Consider the following 17122-nt stretch of genomic DNA (forward strand, 5'->3'; position numbering starts at 1 on the left):
CCGTGAAACGCAAAATTAACCATAGGCACAGTAAGATTTACCCGTCTTCCTGATGGAGGAGGGCGAGAGCGCCCAGCATCGTCCCCAATGCTGCGGGCAGCCACGCCGCGACGACCGGATTGACGATTCCCGACGATCCGAGTTCCTCCGACAGTTGTGTCGCCACATAGAGCACGAACCCCGCCGCGACGCCAGCGATCACCAGTTTCGTGACACCACCAAAGCGGAAAAATCTTAAAGAAACGGATGCTGCCACCAGCACCATGGCGATCAGCAGCAGCGGGCGCGCCATAAGCGATTGATATCGCAGCTCATAAGGCGTCGTGTCGAGGCCGGCGCGCTTCGTCCGCTCGATGGCCGTCGGCATGGACCAGAAGCCGACCGCCGCGGGCGGTGTGAAACTTTGGCGCATCTGATCCGGCTCCAGCGTCGTCGCGAGATCGTAGTTCTTGTAATTCTGTGGCTCTTCCGAGGCGGAGATCACACGCGCATCGGAGAGCTGCCAGTGCCCGGGTCGCAGGATGGCCTGGCGGGCATCGATTCGGTCCCTGAAGGAGCCGTCCGGGTTGAAGTTGAAGATCGCGACCTGCGAGAGCCCGTCCTCGTCCGGCAAGGCACCGGCGGCACGGATGATCGCCTGGCCGTCGACGCTGCTCTGCCGCAGCCAGATTTCCGGCACGCTCGCGGCCGCCGGTCCGCCGGTGCGCACGAAGAGCCGGGTCTCGAGGGCGGTGGCGCGGCGCTTCATCTCGGAGGCGAGCGGGTTGTAGACCGTGATCGAGATCAGTCCGATCACCCCCGCCACCACGGCCGCCGGCTGCAGGAACTGCCAGGCCGAGACGCCGACCGAACGGGCGACGACCAGTTCGAGCTTCCGGCTCAGCGTCAGCAGCGCGAACATGCCGCCGAACAAGGCCGCGAAGGGGAAGATCTGCTCGGCGACGCTCGGAACGCGATAGAGCGCCAGCATGATGATGCGCGGCGTGGTGGCGATCGGCGAGTCGCCGGCCCGGCGCATCAGCTCGACGAAGTCGAGCGTACCGATCAGGAAAAAGAAGGTGCCGAACACGCTGATGATCGCGCGGGTGAAGCGCAGCGTCAGATAACGGCCGAGGGTTGTGAAGAGCAGCATCAGGCGCGCCGGAACCGGGCCGCCAGATTGACCAGCGGCAATGTCAGCGGGGCCGTCAGCCGGGCGAGGATGGGCCGCAGCCGCTCGCCGTAATAGATGAGGGCTACCGCCAGGATGATGGCGAGGAGAGGCAGGATATAGAGCATCGCGGCGGCGACGGGCGAGCGCACGCTCGCCGTCCAGGCGGCATAGGCTGCGATGCGCGTCGCGCCGACGATCATGATCGCCGCCTGGATCGCCAGAGCGCGGCCCTGGCGCGTGGTGCGCGCCTCGCCGATGGCTGCGAAGGCGATCAGCATGAAGGCGAAGGGGTAGAGCGGCGCCGAGAGGCGGTTATGCAGCTCGGCCCGGAACCGGCCTTCCTGGATCTTGTAATAGGCCTCGTTCGGGTTCTGGTTGATCAGCTCCCAGGTCGAGCGCTCGCGCGGCTTGTAGACCACCTTGTCGCCGTCGCCTTCGCCGGCCCCGCCGGTCGGATCGCCGGTCAGCGCCGAGAGATTGAGGGCGTAGCGCTCGAAGGAGATGATCGAGGTCGTGTTGGTGTTCTTGGCCTCGCGCTGGATCGTGCCTTTTTCCAGCATCAGGAAGCTCTGGCCCTCCGCCTCGACGGTGCGTCCCCGCTCGGCGAGGTAGATCGAGGGCTGCGTCGGGTCGCGCCGGTCCTGCATGAAGATGCCGACCAGCGAGTCGCCCACCTTTTCGCGGTAGTGGAAGGTCACGCCGGAATCGAGCGAGACGAACTGGCCTTCCTTGACGACGTTGGTGACGAAATCGGCCCGGATCAGAGTGATGAGGTCTCGCAGCATCCGGAAGCTTGCCGGCATCACCGACACCGTCATCCAGGCGACGACGACGGCCGTCGCCACGGTCAGGACCAGGAAGGGGCGCGTGACGCGGTGCGGCGCGATGCCGGCCGCGTTCATGACGATGAGCTCGGAATCGCCGTTGAGCTTGTTCAGCGTGTAGAGCGTCGACATGAACAGCGCGACCGGCGCGATACCCGCGACCAGCGCCGGCAGCGAGAGCAGGGTCACGGTCAGGAAGATCAGGACCGTCTGGCCCTTGCCGGTGATGAGGTCGACCTCGCGCAGCGCCTGTGTCACCCAGATCACGCCGGTGAGGCCGAGCAGCAGCACGATCGCCGCGCCCGCCGCGGTCTTGAGGATGTATCGGTCGAGGCGGTTCAGGAACACGCGTTGCTTTCCGGCAGGCGGGGAACCGAAGGGCCCCGAGGTGGTTCGTCGAACTCACCCTATGGTATAGGCGGATTTGCGGCGCAAACGGGAATCGTCCGCGCCGTGTCCTCCAACTGTCTCTTCCAAGCTATTTTCGCAAGATTGTGAGCGGATCATGTCGCAGCGCCTGAAGCTCGAGATCAAAGCCCCGGATACGGTCGAGGGGCACGATCTCGTCGTCCTCGTTTCCGATGCGCTGACCCTTTCGGGAGCGGCGCAGGAGGCTGCGGGGCCGGGCGCGCAGGCTTTGCTCGCGCGTGCGGCCGCCGCCGAGCGCTTCAAGGGCAAGGCCTATGCCGGGCTGACGCTGCCTGCGCCCGAAGGCGCCGCCTATGAGCGGCTGATCGCGATCGGCACCGGATCCGCCGCCGATCGCGGCGAACTCGATTTCGTGAAGCTCGGCGGAGTGATCGCAGGCCGGCTTGCCGCCGGTCGTAGCGCGGAGATCGTCCTCGCTCTGCCGGAGGGCATGGTGGAGGCGAAACAGGCCGCCGATCTGGCGCTGGGCCTCAGGCTGCGGAGCTATGTCTTCGACCGCTACAAGACGAAGAGTAAGGACAAGGACGAGACCGGCTCCATCGCGGTCACGCTCCGGGTGGCCGATCCCGCGGCCGCGAAGAAGGCTCTGAAAGCGGCGGATGCCATCGCTGCCGGTGTCGTTCTGGCACGCGATCTCGTCAACGAGCCGCCGAACGTCCTTTATCCGGAGGAGTTCGCCGATCGTGCGAAGAAGCTCGAAAAGCTCGGCGTCGAGGTCGAGATTCTCGACGAGAAGGATCTGAAGAAGATCGGCATGCGGGCACTGCTCGGCGTCGGTCAGGGCTCGCGCCGCGAGAGCCGCGTCGTCGTCATGCGCTGGAACGGCGCCGGCAAGGACGAGCAGCCGGTCGCCTTCATCGGCAAGGGCGTCACCTTCGACACCGGCGGAATCTCGCTGAAGCCCGGCGCCGGCATGGAGGACATGAAGGGCGACATGGCAGGCGCGGCCTGCGTCGTCGGTCTCATGCATGCGCTCGCGGCCCGCAAGGCGAAGGTCAACGCCATCGGCGTGATCGGCCTCGTCGAGAACATGCCGGACGGCAATGCCCAGCGCCCCGGCGACATCGTGACCTCGCTCTCCGGCCAGACCATTGAGATCATCAACACCGACGCCGAGGGCCGGCTCGTCCTGGCCGATGTACTCTGGTACGCGCAAGACCGCTTCAAGCCGCGCTTCATGATCAACCTGGCGACGCTGACGGGGGCGATCCTGGTCGCGCTGGCGCAGGAGAATGCCGGCCTCTTCACCAATAGCGACGAGCTGGCGCAGCGCCTGACGGTGGCCGGCCTCGCGACGGGCGAGACGGTCTGGCGCATGCCGCTCGGCAAGGCCTACGACAAGATGATCGATTCGAAATTCGCCGACATGAAGAACTCGTCCGGCCGCTATGCCGGCTCGATCACCGCAGCGCAGTTCCTGCAGCGCCACGTCAACGACACGCCCTGGGCCCATCTCGACATCGCCGGCACGGGCATGGCGGCCAAGGACAGCGAGATCAACCGTTCCTGGGGACCGGGCTGGGGCGTGCGCCTGCTCGACCGGCTGGTGAAGGACCATTACGAAGGGTGATTCGCTTTCTCAGGAAGTAGCGGTAAAGTTTTGGGTCGCAGGGGTTTTTATGGCTGAGATCCTGTTCTTCCATCTGCAGTCGCGCCCGCTCGAGCAGGTCCTGCCGACCATCCTCGACCGGGCGCTGGCGCGTGGTCAGAAGGTCGTGGTCGAGGTTTCCAGCCAGGAGCGGATGAGCGTCGTCGACGACCATCTCTGGACCTATGCCGATGAGAGCTTCCTGCCGCATGTCACGGCGATGGAAGCCGACGCGGCCAAGAACCCGATCGTGGTGACGACGCAGGCGCATAACCCCAATGCCGCGCAGGTGAGAATCTGCGCGGATGGCGTTCGCATTCCGGACGCAATGCAAGACTACGAGCGCGTCGTTCTGATATTCGATGGTGACGATCCCGAGGCGCTCAGTGCCGCTCGCGAGGATTGGAAGAAGGCGAGGGCTTCCGGACATGCCGCCAGCTACTGGCAGCAGGACGAGGCCGGCCGCTGGGAGAAGAAAGCGTGAGACTGCCTGTCCTGTTCCTCTGCGCCGCGGCGCTCGGCGGCTGCTCGGTCGACATGGGCGGCTTCGCCTTCCAGTCGGAGACGAAGGGTGGCGTCACCACCACGACGACCACCACCGGCAGCGCCGGCATCTCGACGCGCGAGCCGGTGCTGACGCCGGAAGGCGAGTGCAGCGTCGGCGTCTCGCTCGACCCCTCGACACGGCCGCTTCCCAAGGAGATCGCGCCCGGCATCACCGAATGCGAGCTGGTCAAGCTCAAGGGCAAGGCCCCGACCGACGTGCTGATCGGCGAGAGCGGCAAGGGCCAACGCGAGGTGCAGGTGCTGTATGCCGAGCCCGGCGGGCGCGAGCTTTATCTGTTCACCGACAACAGGTTGGGCCGAATCGTGAAGCCGGGCGGGGAGGGCTGAGCGGCGTCCGCTCGGCCGTCATCCCCGGGCTTGCCAGGGGAGCCCCGTGACGGCACTCTCAATTCAACAAGACGTTCAGCGGAACTAGACCGGCGTATGTTCTCGTCGGGCAGCAGGACATGGGAAGCGACCAGAGATGATCATGGACGGTAGGAATGCCGATTCCGGCAAGATGGACGAGATTGCTCTGCTGGAGCGTCGCGCGGGGCTTCTCAACCGCCGGTCGTTTCTGGCCGGCTCCGCCATGGGGCTCGGCGCGCTGACGCTGGGCGGTTGCGCGATCTCCGACGGCATGAGCCTCGCCGAGGCGGAGAAGGTCTACGGGCCCGTGCCTGAGGAGAAATTCCCGATCCCGGCGGTCGACGTCACCAAGGTCGATCCGAAATATTTCCGCAAGACCGTGCGCTACGAAACCAAGGAAGCGCCCGGCACGATCATCGTCGATCCCGGCAATTACTACGTTTACCGCATCGAGGAAGACGGGGCCGCCACACGCTACGGCGCCAATGTCGGCCGCGACGGGTTCCGCTGGAACGGCGACGCCTATGTCGGGCGCAAGTCCGAATGGGCGACCTGGACACCGCCCAAGGAAATGATCAAGCGCCAGCCCGAGGCCGCCAAATACGCCCGCGGCATGCCGGGTGGCCTCGACAACCCGCTCGGCGCCCGCACGCTCCATCTCTATCAGAACGGCGTCTACACGCTCTACACGATCTATGCGTCGAGCGATCCCGAGTCGATCGGCTCGGGGGTCACGAGCGGCTGTGTCGGCCTGCTCAGCCAGGACATGATCCACCTCTACAACCGCACGCCGGTCAAGACGAAGGTGGTCGTCCTGCCGGCCTAGGCGACAGCCTCCGGTGCGGGCAGCGGGCATTTGATGCTCGCTGCGGCGCCGTCGATGGCGGATGCCCGGACCTCAGGCAGCCACTCCGCTGCCATCCTGGCCCGCAGGAGGCTCCGGCAGCCATGTCGCCAACGCGCTGCGGCCTGTCTCGGTCAGCGCGTAGACGCCGCGCTCGGAGCGCTCGAACCAGCCATAGACATTCCGGCGCAAGATCTTCTGGGCATCGGGGAAGGATCGCTTGAGATCGCGCGGCCGTTGCGGCGCCGATGTCATCGCTGCCGCGCAGGCGAGCGCCTGCTGGCGATAGGCCGTCATGATCGGCTTGCGCGTGCCTCCGCCGGCGGCGGGGTCGCCCTGGCGTCGTTTATGCTCCTCGACCAATCTCGAGCGCCGGCGCGGATCCTTCCGGGGCGTCGGCGCGGTGGGAGACACCAGGACGTCGACGCGGCCGGATGAGGAGACGCCCAGCAGTCCAAAACCGAGGCGTCGGCAGAGATTGCGATATCGCGGATCGCTTTCGCGGCCCTTGCCCTTGGCGGAAAGCTGGGCGGCCAGCCAGATCTCGTCGCCGAGGCTCATTCTGTCCACACCCTGCAGAATGAGCTCCAGATTGAACGTCAGCTTGAGCTCGCCGATGACCACCACGGCCGGATCGTCATCCCGCAGCCCGACGAGATCGCAATGCCCGATTTCGCCCTTGACGCTATAGCCGAGGCCCTCGAGGAAGCGTTTGACGGGTAGATAAAGGGACGTTTCCACATCGGATCTCCGGGCAACCCGTCGAGCATGCCCCGATAGTCGTTTCAGAGAGGCAAACGCCGCCGCGAACGGGCGCACGACATGCGCCGCTTGCTCGGATAAACGCGTGCCTGGCTCGGACCATGTTCGTTCGGCCCGAAGCGCGTGCTTCAGGCGCTCTCCAGCTCCTCGCCCAGCACCAGCCACTCCTCCTCCGCCGCCGCGAGCGCTTCCGCCAGCTCGGCCCGCTGGCGGGAGAGCTGCAGCGCCTTGTCGGGCTCGCGCGAAAAGGCGCCGTTGGCGAGCGCGGCATCGACCTTCTCGATGAGGCCCGTCAGCTTGGCGATGCGTGCCTCGGCGAGGTTGAGCTTCTGCCGGAGCGGCCCTTGCGCCACGCGCTTCGTCGCCGCTTCCTTGCGCTCGTCCGCTTTCGGCTTCGCAGTGGCCTCCGGCGCCGGCTTGCCGCGCCTTTCGGCTTTGGCTGCGCCGAGCACATAGGTGCGGTAGTCGTCCATGTCGCCGTCGAAATTCTTCACAGTCCCGCCCGCGACCAGCCAGAGCCTGTCGGCGCAGGCCTCGATCAGGAAGCGGTCGTGGCTGACGAGCATGACGGCGCCGGGATAGTCGTTGATCGCATTGACCAGCGCCGTGCGGCTGTCGATGTCGAGATGGTTGGTCGGCTCGTCGAGGATCAGCAGATGCGGCCCGTGGAAGGTCGCGAGCCCGAGCATCAACCGTGCCTTCTCGCCGCCGGAGAGCAGCTTCACCGGCGTATCCGCCTTGGACGCGGGGAAGCCGATCTGGGCCGCCTTGGAGCGCACTTTTGCCTCAGGCGCATCCGGCATCAGGTCGCGTAGATGGCCGACCGGCGTATCCTCGATCCGCAATTCGTCGAGCTGGTGCTGGGCGAAATAGGCGGTCTCCAGCTTGCTCGACTTCTTCATCTCGCCGGACATGGCGTCGAGCCGGCCGCCGATCAGCTTGCAGAACGTCGACTTGCCGTTGCCGTTGGAGCCGAGCAGCGCGATGCGATCGTCCGGCGCGAGGCTGAGATTGAGCCGCGACAGCACCTTGCGCTCACCATAGCCGGCGCTCGCATCCTCCAGCACGATCATCGGCGGCGAGAGCGGCTTCTCGGGGCCCGGGAAGGCGAAGGGCTGGACGTCGCGGTCGACGATCGCCGCAATCGACTCCATCTTCTCCAGCCGCTTGACGCGCGACTGCGCCTGCCGCGCCTTCGAAGCCTTGGCCTTGAAGCGATCGACGAAGGCCTGGAGATGCTTGCGCTCGGCGTCCTGTTTCTCCTTGGCGCGGGCGAGCTGCATCTGCTTCTCGGCCCGCTGCTTCTCGAAGGAGGAATAGCCGCCGCGATAGAGCGTGAGCTTGCCCTGGTCGAGATGCATGATGTGGTCGACCGAGGTGTCCAGCAATTCGCGATCATGGCTGATGACGATCACGGTATGCGGATAGCGCTCGAGGTAATCGTAGAGCCAGAGCGTGCCTTCGAGATCGAGATAGTTGGTCGGCTCGTCGAGAAGCAGCAGGTCGGGCTCCGAGAACAGCACCGCCGCCAGCGCGACGCGCATGCGCCAGCCGCCCGAGAAATCGGAGCAGGGACGCTGCTGCGCTTCCTCGTTGAAGCCGAGCCCGTGCAGCACCATCGCGGCGCGGGCCGGCGCGGAATGGGCGCCGATATCGGCGAGCCGCGTCTCGATCTCGGCGATGCGATGCGGATCGGTCGCGGTCTCGCTCTCCTTCATCAGGGCGGTGCGCTCGATGTCGGCGGCGAGCACCACCTCGATCAGCGATTCCGGCCCGCCTGGCGCTTCCTGCGCGACGCCGCCGATGCGCCGGCCCTTCGGCAGGCTGATATTGCCGCTCTCGGTGCCGAGATCACCGGTGATGATCTTGAACAGCGTCGTCTTGCCGGTGCCGTTGCGACCGACGAAACCGACGCGCGCGCCATCGGGAATTGCGGCGCCGGTGTGGTCGAGCAGCAGGCGCTCGCCGAGGCGATAGGTGATGTCGTTGATCGTCAGCATTCCGGCGATGTAGGGCGGTCGGCCGGAAAAGCCAATCGAAAGCGCGAAACGGGGCAAACGTCACGATTTCGTCACGATCCTGCCGCGGCGCGGCCCGCTGGCGCCTTCACCCAACGGAAATGCAGTAATTCTTCGATTCGCGAGGCTGTCTTCGATGCATGCCTACCCGTTCCAAGTCGCGTCCCGCCCTGTTTCCTTCCTGGCGCCTCTGATGATCTGCGTCGCGATCATCCTCGGCAGCGTTGCGGCGCTTACGGCGATCGTTCCGTTCTCCTGATCCTGTTGCGGCAACCGATGCGGCGGCGCGCGGCTTTGCAGCCGGCGGTGCTTGTCGCCGGCGATGCCAGCCGCTAACGCTGGATCATGACGCGCACCGCTTTCTACACCGGCTCCTTCGACCCCGTGACCAACGGCCATGCCGACGTCATCGCCGCCGCGGCAGGGCTTTGCGACAGGCTGGTCGTCGCGATCGGCGTTCACCCCGGCAAGGCGCCGCTTCTCCCCGTCGAGCAGCGCGCCGATCTGGTGCGCGCAGTCGCATCCCCGCTGCTGGCGGCGAAGGGGGCCGTGCTCGACGTCGTGACCTTCGACGATCTCGCCGTCGACGCGGCCCGTCGCGCGGGCGCTACGCTCATCATCCGCGGCCTGCGCGACGGAACTGATCTCGATTACGAGATGCAGATGGCCGGCATGAACGGCACGATGGGGCCCGATGTGCAGACGGTCTTCCTGCCGGCCTCGCCCGGCGTGCGCCACATCACCGCGACGCTGGTCCGGCAGATCGCGGCGATGGGTGGCGATGTTTCGGCTTTCGTGCCGCCGCCGGTGCTGGCGGCGCTGAAGGCGCGCTTCGCCAAAGGCTGAAGCATAAACGGCCGTCATTCCGGATCATGGCCCGGAATGACGGATCCGGTTCCAGCTCGGCCGACGGGGCGGGGCGCAAGACACATAACTTCGCCATCTTCCGCCGCTTTCTGCCGATTTTGGTTTGCATTTTGCCGAGAGCGATGGTGTCTCTCAGGTGAAGCGACTCGTCGCGCAGGGCCCTGCGCGACGCCCTCCGACAGGTTTTCCGATGCGTCTTTCCCGCTATTTCCTGCCCATTCTGCGCGACACGCCCAAGGAAGCGGAGATCGTCTCGCACCGGCTGATGCTGCGCGCCGGCATGATCCGTCAGGAATCGGCCGGCATTTATGCGTGGCTGCCGCTGGGCCTGCGCGTGCTCGACAAGATCTGCAAGGTCGTGCGCGAGGAGCAGAACCGCTCGGGCGCCGTCGAGATCCTGATGCCGACCATCCAATCGGCCGATCTCTGGCGCGAGAGCGGGCGCTACGACGCCTATGGCAAGGAGATGCTGCGCATCAAGGACCGGCATGATCGCGACATGCTCTACGGCCCGACCAATGAGGAGATGGTCACCGAGATCGTCCGGGCCTACGTCAAGTCCTACAAGGACCTGCCGCTCAATCTCTACCACATCCAGTGGAAGTTCCGCGACGAGGTGCGCCCGCGCTTCGGCGTGATGCGCGGCCGCGAGTTCCTGATGAAGGACGCCTATTCCTTCGACCTCGACAAGGACACGGCCCGCCACGCCTATAACCGCATGTTCACCGCCTATCTGCGCACCTTCGCGCGGCTCGGCCTGAAGGCGATCCCGATGCGCGCCGATACCGGCCCGATCGGCGGCGACCTGTCTCACGAGTTCATCGTTCTGGCTTCGACGGGCGAGAGCGAGGTGTTCTGCCACAGCGACTATCTGAACTTCCAGACTCCGGCGGTCGACACCGACTTCGACAGCGTTCCGGGCCTGCAGGGCGTCGTCGACAAGTGGACGAGCCTTTATGCCGCCACGGAGGAGATGCACGACAAGGCCGCTTTCGAAGCGATTCCCGAGGAGAAGCGCGTCTCGGCGCGCGGCATCGAGGTCGGTCACATCTTCTATTTCGGCACCAAATATTCCGAGCCCATGGGCGCGAGCGTGGCCGGGCCGGACGGCCAGCCCGTGCTGCTGCATGGCGGCTCCTACGGCATCGGCCCGAGTCGCCTCGTCGCGGCGCTGATCGAGGCCGGACATGACGATGCCGGCATCGTCTGGCCCGAGGAGATCGCGCCCTTCGACATCGCCGTCATCAACCTCAAGGCGGGCGACGCCGCGACCGACGGCGCAGCCGAACGCCTCTACAAGGACCTGCTCGCCAAGGGCTACGACGCGCTGCTCGACGACACCGACGACCGGCCGGGCGCCAAATTCGCCACCGCCGACCTGATCGGCGTGCCCTGGCAGATCATCGTCGGCCCCAAGGGGCTGGCCGAGGGCAAGGTCGAGATCAAGCGCCGTGCCGGCGGCGAGCGCGAGCTCGTCTCGCTGGAGGTCGCTCTCGATCGCTTCAAGGGCAAGGCGGCGTGACGGGATATCGGGCAGCGGGATATTGGGCATGAGCGCCGTCGCCGAAAGTTCGGACATCCCGACCGGCACGAAGCCTTTTGCCGGCTTCGAATGGCTGCTCGCCGGGCGCTATCTCCGGACGCGCCGGCGCGAGGGATTCGTCTCGGTCATCGCTGGCTTCTCGTTTCTCGGCATCATGCTCGGCGTCGCGACGCTGATCATCGTGATGTCGGTGATGAACGGCTTCCGCAAGGAGCTGCTCGAGAAGATCGTCGGCGTGAACGGCCATATCTTCGCGACCCCGATCGACCGGCCCCTCGACGATTACGACAGCGTGGCCGAGCGGCTGCGTAAGATCACCGGGATCCAGCTCGCCATCCCGCTGGTCGAGGGCCAGGCCCTGGCATCCTCACAGACCGGCAATAACGGCGTGCTCGTGCGCGGCGTGCGCGAGGCCGACATCAAGGCGATCCCCTTCATCGGCGGCAACATCAAGTCCGGCACGCTCGATGGCTTCGATGCCGCTCCGCCCGGCGTCGCCATCGGCATCCGCCTCGCCAATGCGCTCGGCGTCCAGGTCGGGGACACGATCACGCTGGTGACGCCGCAGGGCGCCTCGACGCCCTTCGGCACGGCGCCGCGCATCAAGGCCTACCCGGTCAAGGCGATCTTCTCGATCGGCATGACCGAGTTCGACGGCACCTTCGTCTACATGCCGCTCGCCGAGTCCCAAGCCTATTTCAATCGCGACGGCGATGTGAACGTCATCGAGATATTCGTCGACAATCCCGACAACACGCAGAAGGTCCGCGACGCCATCGAGGCGGATGCGCCGCGCCCGCTCGTCCTCTCCGATTGGCGGCAGCGGAATCGCAGCTTCTTCAATGCGCTGGAAGTCGAGCGCAACGTCATGTTCATCATCTTGACGCTGATCGTGCTGGTGGCGGCGCTCAACATCGTCTCCGGCCTGATCATGCTGGTGAAGGACAAGACCGAGGACATCGCGATCATGCGCACCATGGGCGCGACGGCCGGCACGGTTCTGCGCGTCTTCCTGATCACCGGCGCAGCGATCGGCGTCGTCGGCACGCTCGCCGGGCTGATTCTCGGCGTTCTCTTCTCCCACTACATCAAGTCGATCATGGCCGCGCTGAACTGGATCACCGGTGCCAATCTCTGGGACCCGACGGTGCGCTTTCTCAGCGACATCCCCTCGGTGCTCGACTGGCGCGACGTCGTGAATGTCGTCCTGATGGCGCTGACGCTGTCGCTGCTGGCGACGCTCTACCCGGCCTGGAAGGCGGCACGGCTCGACCCCGTCAAAGCGCTGAGGATGGGCTGATGGCGCAGGAAACGCCCGCGCTCTTCCTGTCGCAGGTCGAGCGCTTCTATCCGCAGGCGGATGCGCCGCTCGAAGTGCTGCGCAAGGCCGATTTCGCGCTCTGGCCGGGCGAGGTCGTCGCGCTGGTGGCGCCGAGCGGCACCGGCAAGTCGACCCTGCTGCATGTCGCCGGCCTGCTGGAGAAGCCGGATGGCGGCGAGGTCTTCGTCGGCGGGCTGGCCACCACCAAGCTCGACGACAAGGGCCGCACGCGGCTGCGCCGCACCGAGATCGGCTTCGTCTATCAGTTCCACCATCTCCTGCCGGAATTCACGGCGCTGGAGAACGTCGTGCTGCCGCAGCGCATCCGCGGGCTGGACCGGGATGTCGCGGAAGAACGGGCGGCGGAGCTCCTGAGCTTCCTTGGTCTCGGCCAGCGGCTCGACCATCTGCCGGGCGAGCTCTCGGGCGGCGAGCAGCAGCGCGTCGCCATCGGCCGCGCCGTCGCCAACGGTCCGCGCCTGCTGCTGGCGGACGAGCCGACCGGCAATCTCGATCCGCAAACCGCGCAGCATGTCTTCGGCACGCTGATCGCGCTCGCCCGCGCCTCCGGGCTCGCGGCGCTGATCGCGACGCACAACCTCGATCTCGCCCGCAAGATGGACCGCCAGGTCACCATCCGCGAAGGGCTGGTCGTGCCGCTGGCTTGAGAGCCTGCCGCCATTCCCGGGCGCCGCGGAGCGGCGACCCGGGGCTCTCCTGCCTGATGAACTGCGGAACCACCCCGTCATTCCGGCCGCAGCGAAGCTGAGCGCCGGGATCCATGATAGGGCCGCTCTACGATGGATCCCGGATCTACGCGGCTTCGCCGCTTGTCCGGGATGACGGGGTGGCTCCGCAGTTCATTTTGCCAGAGATGCTCGGGTCGAGCCCGAGCATGACGCGGTTTTACGCCAGGCGAGGCGCCACAAGCGTCAACCGTTAAGCAATCGTTGACTCTTCAACGAGGCTGGGCCGGTCCCTTTCGCCACGGCAATTGACGAGAACAAAAGATGAACTAACATGAACCTATCGAGAACAACGGAGGTTCGCTATGACTGCAGCGCGTAAATTCGCCGCCGGCCTGGCCGAGATCGCCTCGCTTGCGGTCTTCCTCGGCATGATCTGGCTCTGGGCCGCTCTTCTCTCAGGGCCGCAGGTCTGATCATGGCAGGAGGGGGCGGGAGGCGCGCCGTCCACAGCCGGCCCGACGAGACTATCGACGGGCGCCCCCAGGGAGTTCCATAAGAAAAGGCACGGGTGAGCGAGTCGCGGCGCGGCGGCGGCGGGAGAGGGACATGGGACGGGACGCAGGCGAGACACGCATCCTGTCGGACATCGGCTTCGTCCATCTCCATGTCCATTCGAGCTATTCCTTGCTCGAAGGCGCGATGACGGTCACGACGCTCGCCAAGATGGCCGCCGCCGACGGCCAGCCGGCGCTGGCGCTGACGGACACTGACAATCTCTTCGGCGCGCTGGAATTCTCCGAGAAGCTGTCCGGCTCCGGCTTGCAGCCGATCGTCGGCGTGCAGCTCTCGGTCGATTTCGCCGATGAGGGCGAGGGCGGCCGCAGGCCGGTGCAGCCGCAGCGCCTGCCGCATATCGTCCTGCTCGCCATGGACGAGGCGGGTTACGGCAATCTGATGAAGCTCGTCAGCGAGGCCGCGCTGGCGACCGGCGGCGCCGGCCAGCCGGTGACCACGATCGAGCGCCTTGCGGCCTATCACGACGGGCTGATCGCGCTGACGGGCGGCAGCGAAGGGCCGGTCGATGCGGCGCTGCGCAATGGCCAGATTCCCGTGGCGGCGGCGCGGCTCGCCACGCTCGCTCAAATCTATGGCGACCGGCTCTATGTCGAGATCCAGCGCCATGGCGGCGAGAACGAGGCGGCGCTGGAGGCGCATCTCCTGCGCCTCGCCTATGATGCCGATCTGCCGATCGTCGCGACCAACGAGCCCTTCTACGCCAAGCCCGCCGATTTCGACGCCCATGACGCGCTGCTGGCCGTGGCCGAGGGGCGCCTTGTCTCGGACGGCACGCGCCGCCGCGTCACGCCCGAGCATTATTTCGCCTCGCGCGCCGAGATGAAGAAGCGCTTCGCCGACCTGCCGGAAGCGCTGGCGAACACCGTCGAGATCGCGATGCGCTGCCATTGGCGCGTCACCACCCGCAAGCCGATCCTGCCGCGCTTCGGCGAGGAGGGCCGCGACGAGGCCGAGGAATTGCAGGAACAGGCGCGCGCCGGTCTTGCCGCGCGGCTCGCCAAGCATGGCCCGGCCGAAGGCTTCTCCGTCGAGGATTACGAGAAGCGGCTCGATTTCGAGCTCTCGATCATCACCCGGATGAAGTTCCCGGGTTACTTCCTGATCGTCTCGGACTTCATCAAATGGGCCAAGGCCCAGGATATCCCGGTTGGCCCGGGCCGCGGCTCGGGCGCGGGCTCGCTCGTCGCCTATGCGCTGACCATCACCGACGTCGATCCGCTGCGCTTCGGCCTGCTCTTCGAGCGCTTCCTCAATCCCGATCGCGTCTCGATGCCGGACTTCGACATCGACTTCTGCCAGAACCGGCGTGAAGAGGTGATCGACTACGTCAAGCACCATTACGGGCAGGAGCGCGTCGCCCAGATCATCACCTTCGGCACGCTGCTCGCCCGCGGCGTGCTGCGCGACGTCGGCCGCGTGCTCGAAATGCCCTATGGCCAGGTCGACAAGCTGACCAAGCTGGTGCCGCAGAACCCGGCCAAGCCGATCTCGCTGAAGGATGCCATCGAGGGCGAGCCGAAGCTGCAGCAGGCGGCCGAAGAGGAGCCGATCGTCGCGCGGCTGCTCGAAATTGGCCAGAAGCTGGAAGGGCTTCACCGCCATGCTTCGACTCACGCCGCAGGCGTGGTGATCGGCGACCGGCCGCTCGAACAGCTCGTCGCGCTCTCGGTCGATCCGCGCACCGGCATGCGCGTCACCCAGTTCAACATGAAATGGGTCGAGCAGGCCGGGCTGGTGAAGTTCGACTTCCTCGGCCTCAAGACGCTGACCACGCTGACCACGGCGGTGAAGCTCATCGCCCAGCGCGACATCCAGATCGACCTCGCCCAATTGCCCTTCGACGACCCGCCGACCTACGCCATGCTGGCGCGCGGCGAGACGGTCGGCGTGTTCCAGGTGGAATCGGTCGGCATGCGCAAGGCGCTGGTCGAGATGAAGGCCGACCGGATCGAGGATCTGATCGCGCTGGTCGCGCTCTACCGTCCCGGCCCGATGGACAACATCCCGACCTATTGCCGCCGAAAGCTCGGGCTGGAGGATCCGACCTATCTCCATCCCGGCATGGAGCCCTATCTGCGCGAGACGCACGGCATCATCGTCTACCAGGAACAGGTGATGCAGGTCGCGCAGGCGCTCTCGGGTTATTCGCTCGGCGAAGCCGACCTGCTGCGCCGCGCCATGGGCAAGAAGATCAAGGCGGAGATGGACGCCCAGCGCGACCGTTTCGTGAAGGGCGCCATCGAGGGCGGCATCAAGAAGGACATCGCCTCCGAGATCTTCGACCTCCTGGCGAAGTTCGCCGACTACGGCTTCAACAAGAGCCATGCGGCGGCCTATGCGGTCGTCGCCTTCCAGACCGCCTATCTCAAGGCGAACTACCCGGTCGAGTTCCTCGCCGCGTCGATGACGCTCGACATGGGCAACACCGACAAGCTCTCGGAATTCCGCCGCGATGCCGAGCGGCTCGGTATCAAGGTCGAGCGGCCGGCGATCAACCATTCCGGCGTCGAATTCGACGTCGCCGAGGGCAAGATCTTCTACGCGCTCGGCGCCATCAAGGGCGTCGGCCGGGCGGCGGTCGAGGCGCTGGTCGCGGCGCGCCGGTCCGGCGGTCCCTTCCGCGATCTCGCCGATCTCGCGCGCCGCATCGACACCAGGCTGGTCAACCGCCGCACGCTGGAAGCGCTCATCGCCGCCGGCGCGCTCGACGAGCTGCAGGAGGACAGGGCCCGCGCCATGGCCGCCATCGATGGCATGCTGGCGCTCTCCAACCGCACCCGCGACGAGGCGGCCGCCGGCCAGTTCGACCTGTTGAGCGGCGGCGTCGTCCAGGAAGCCTTCCGCATCCCGCAGGTCGAGCCCTGGGCTCCGGCCGAGAAGCTCAAGCGCGAGCACGAGGCGGTCGGCTTCTTCCTCTCGGGCCATCCGCTCGACGATTACGAGCATGTGCTGAAGCGCCTGCGCGTGCAGCGTTATGCCGATTTCGCCCAGACCGTGCGCGCCAACGGCACCGGCGTCGGCAAGGTCGCGGTCTCCGTCATCGACAAGTCGGAGCGGCGCACCAAATCCGGCAACAAGATGGGTATCGTCAACCTGTCGGATCCGAGCGGTCAGTTCGAGGCGGTCCTGTTCTCGGAAGGGCTGATGCGCTACCGCGATTTGCTGGAGCCGGGCAGGGCGCTGGTGCTGCGGCTTTCCGCCGTGCTCGACGGCGAGGAGGTGCGTCCGCGCATCGAGGATGTCGAGGTGCTCGACGATCTCGCCTCGCGCCAGAAGCAGGACCTCCTGATCTATCTGCGCGACGACAAGGCCGTGCCCTCCATCGCCGAGCGCATCCGGCCGCGCGGCGAGGCTTCGCGCTCCGACGGCAAGGTATCGATCGTCATGATTCTCGACGATGGTGCGCAGGAGGTCGAGATCGAGCTGCCGGGCAAATACCCGGTCACCCAGCAGGTCGCCAATGCGGTGCGCGCCGCTCCCGGTGTTGTGAGCGTCGAACTGCGTTGAGACCTGCCGGCCGGCCTGTTTCCCGCCTTGCCGGCACTTGCCCGCGGCATGGGGTTGAAGCACGCTGTAGACCGCAAGGAGGGCGG

General features: G+C 66.3%; 13 protein-coding genes. 9 read left to right on the forward strand and 4 right to left on the reverse strand.

Translation table 11 applies throughout. From position 1 onward, the window contains the following. Positions 1-37: 37 nt before the first annotated feature. Together lptG and lptF are read right to left on the reverse strand one after the other, a co-directional pair. Positions 38-1132 (reverse strand): LPS export ABC transporter permease LptG, encoded by a 1095-nt coding sequence (lptG, locus tag AB6806_RS05295; protein ID WP_038367618.1) that lies wholly within the window; start codon positions 1130-1132, stop codon positions 38-40. After that, positions 1132-2325, reverse strand: a complete 1194-nt coding sequence (gene lptF, locus AB6806_RS05300) for an LPS export ABC transporter permease LptF (RefSeq protein WP_370954228.1) — start codon at positions 2323-2325, stop codon at positions 1132-1134. The genes lptG and lptF overlap by 1 nt, the downstream gene beginning before the upstream one ends. Before the next feature lie 157 nt (positions 2326-2482). On the opposite strand from lptF, the gene AB6806_RS05305 reads away from it, so the two are divergent. The 4 genes from AB6806_RS05305 (at position 2483) to AB6806_RS05320 (ending at position 5735) form a co-directional block, all read left to right on the forward strand. After that, positions 2483-3976 (forward strand): leucyl aminopeptidase, encoded by a 1494-nt coding sequence (locus AB6806_RS05305; RefSeq protein ID WP_142020843.1) that lies wholly within the window; start codon positions 2483-2485, stop codon positions 3974-3976. Positions 3977-4025: 49 nt separating this feature from the next. Next, a complete protein-coding gene (locus AB6806_RS05310) occupies positions 4026-4478 on the forward strand; it encodes a DNA polymerase III subunit chi (protein ID WP_038367611.1) in 453 nt (150 codons plus the stop codon). Next, positions 4475-4888, forward strand: coding sequence for a hypothetical protein (locus AB6806_RS05315; RefSeq protein WP_248311265.1), 414 nt, complete (start codon positions 4475-4477; stop codon positions 4886-4888). Before AB6806_RS05310 ends, AB6806_RS05315 begins: the two co-directional genes overlap by 4 nt. A gap of 136 nt (positions 4889-5024) precedes the next feature. Beyond that, entirely contained in the window at positions 5025-5735 is a 711-nt protein-coding gene (locus AB6806_RS05320; RefSeq protein ID WP_038367608.1) for a L,D-transpeptidase family protein, read from the forward strand. Positions 5736-5807: 72 nt separating this feature from the next. Here AB6806_RS05320 and AB6806_RS05325 read toward each other — a convergent pair whose 3' ends face one another. Continuing rightward, a complete protein-coding gene (locus tag AB6806_RS05325; RefSeq protein WP_038367605.1) occupies positions 5808-6494 on the reverse strand; it encodes a DUF2161 domain-containing phosphodiesterase in 687 nt (228 codons plus the stop codon). 149 nt (positions 6495-6643) lie between these two features. Further along, positions 6644-8515, reverse strand: coding sequence for an ABC-F family ATP-binding cassette domain-containing protein (locus AB6806_RS05330; protein ID WP_112762368.1), 1872 nt, complete (start codon positions 8513-8515; stop codon positions 6644-6646). A gap of 363 nt (positions 8516-8878) precedes the next feature. Between AB6806_RS05330 and coaD the strand changes: the two genes are divergently transcribed. The 5 genes from coaD (at position 8879) to dnaE (ending at position 17036) form a co-directional block, all read left to right on the forward strand. After that, on the forward strand, positions 8879-9379 hold the full coding sequence (gene coaD, locus AB6806_RS05335) for a pantetheine-phosphate adenylyltransferase (protein ID WP_142020845.1): 501 nt from the start codon (positions 8879-8881) through the stop codon (positions 9377-9379). A gap of 211 nt (positions 9380-9590) precedes the next feature. Then, a complete protein-coding gene (gene proS / locus AB6806_RS05340) occupies positions 9591-10922 on the forward strand; it encodes a proline--tRNA ligase (protein ID WP_370954229.1) in 1332 nt (443 codons plus the stop codon). Between the two features lie 28 nt (positions 10923-10950). Then, positions 10951-12243: a lipoprotein-releasing ABC transporter permease subunit gene (locus AB6806_RS05345; RefSeq protein WP_051988446.1), complete on the forward strand. Its 1293-nt coding sequence runs from the start codon at positions 10951-10953 to the stop codon at positions 12241-12243. Continuing rightward, entirely contained in the window at positions 12243-12932 is a 690-nt protein-coding gene (locus AB6806_RS05350) for an ABC transporter ATP-binding protein (protein WP_038367597.1), read from the forward strand. The genes AB6806_RS05345 and AB6806_RS05350 overlap by 1 nt, the downstream gene beginning before the upstream one ends. Before the next feature lie 627 nt (positions 12933-13559). Beyond that, complete coding sequence (gene dnaE, locus AB6806_RS05355; RefSeq protein WP_370954230.1) at positions 13560-17036, forward strand: DNA polymerase III subunit alpha; 3477 nt, start codon at positions 13560-13562, stop codon at positions 17034-17036. Positions 17037-17122: the final 86 nt, after the last annotated feature.

This window comes from Allobosea sp. RCC_152_1 (assembly GCF_041360765.1).
GTDB lineage: Bacteria > Pseudomonadota > Alphaproteobacteria > Rhizobiales > Beijerinckiaceae > Allobosea > Allobosea spartocytisi.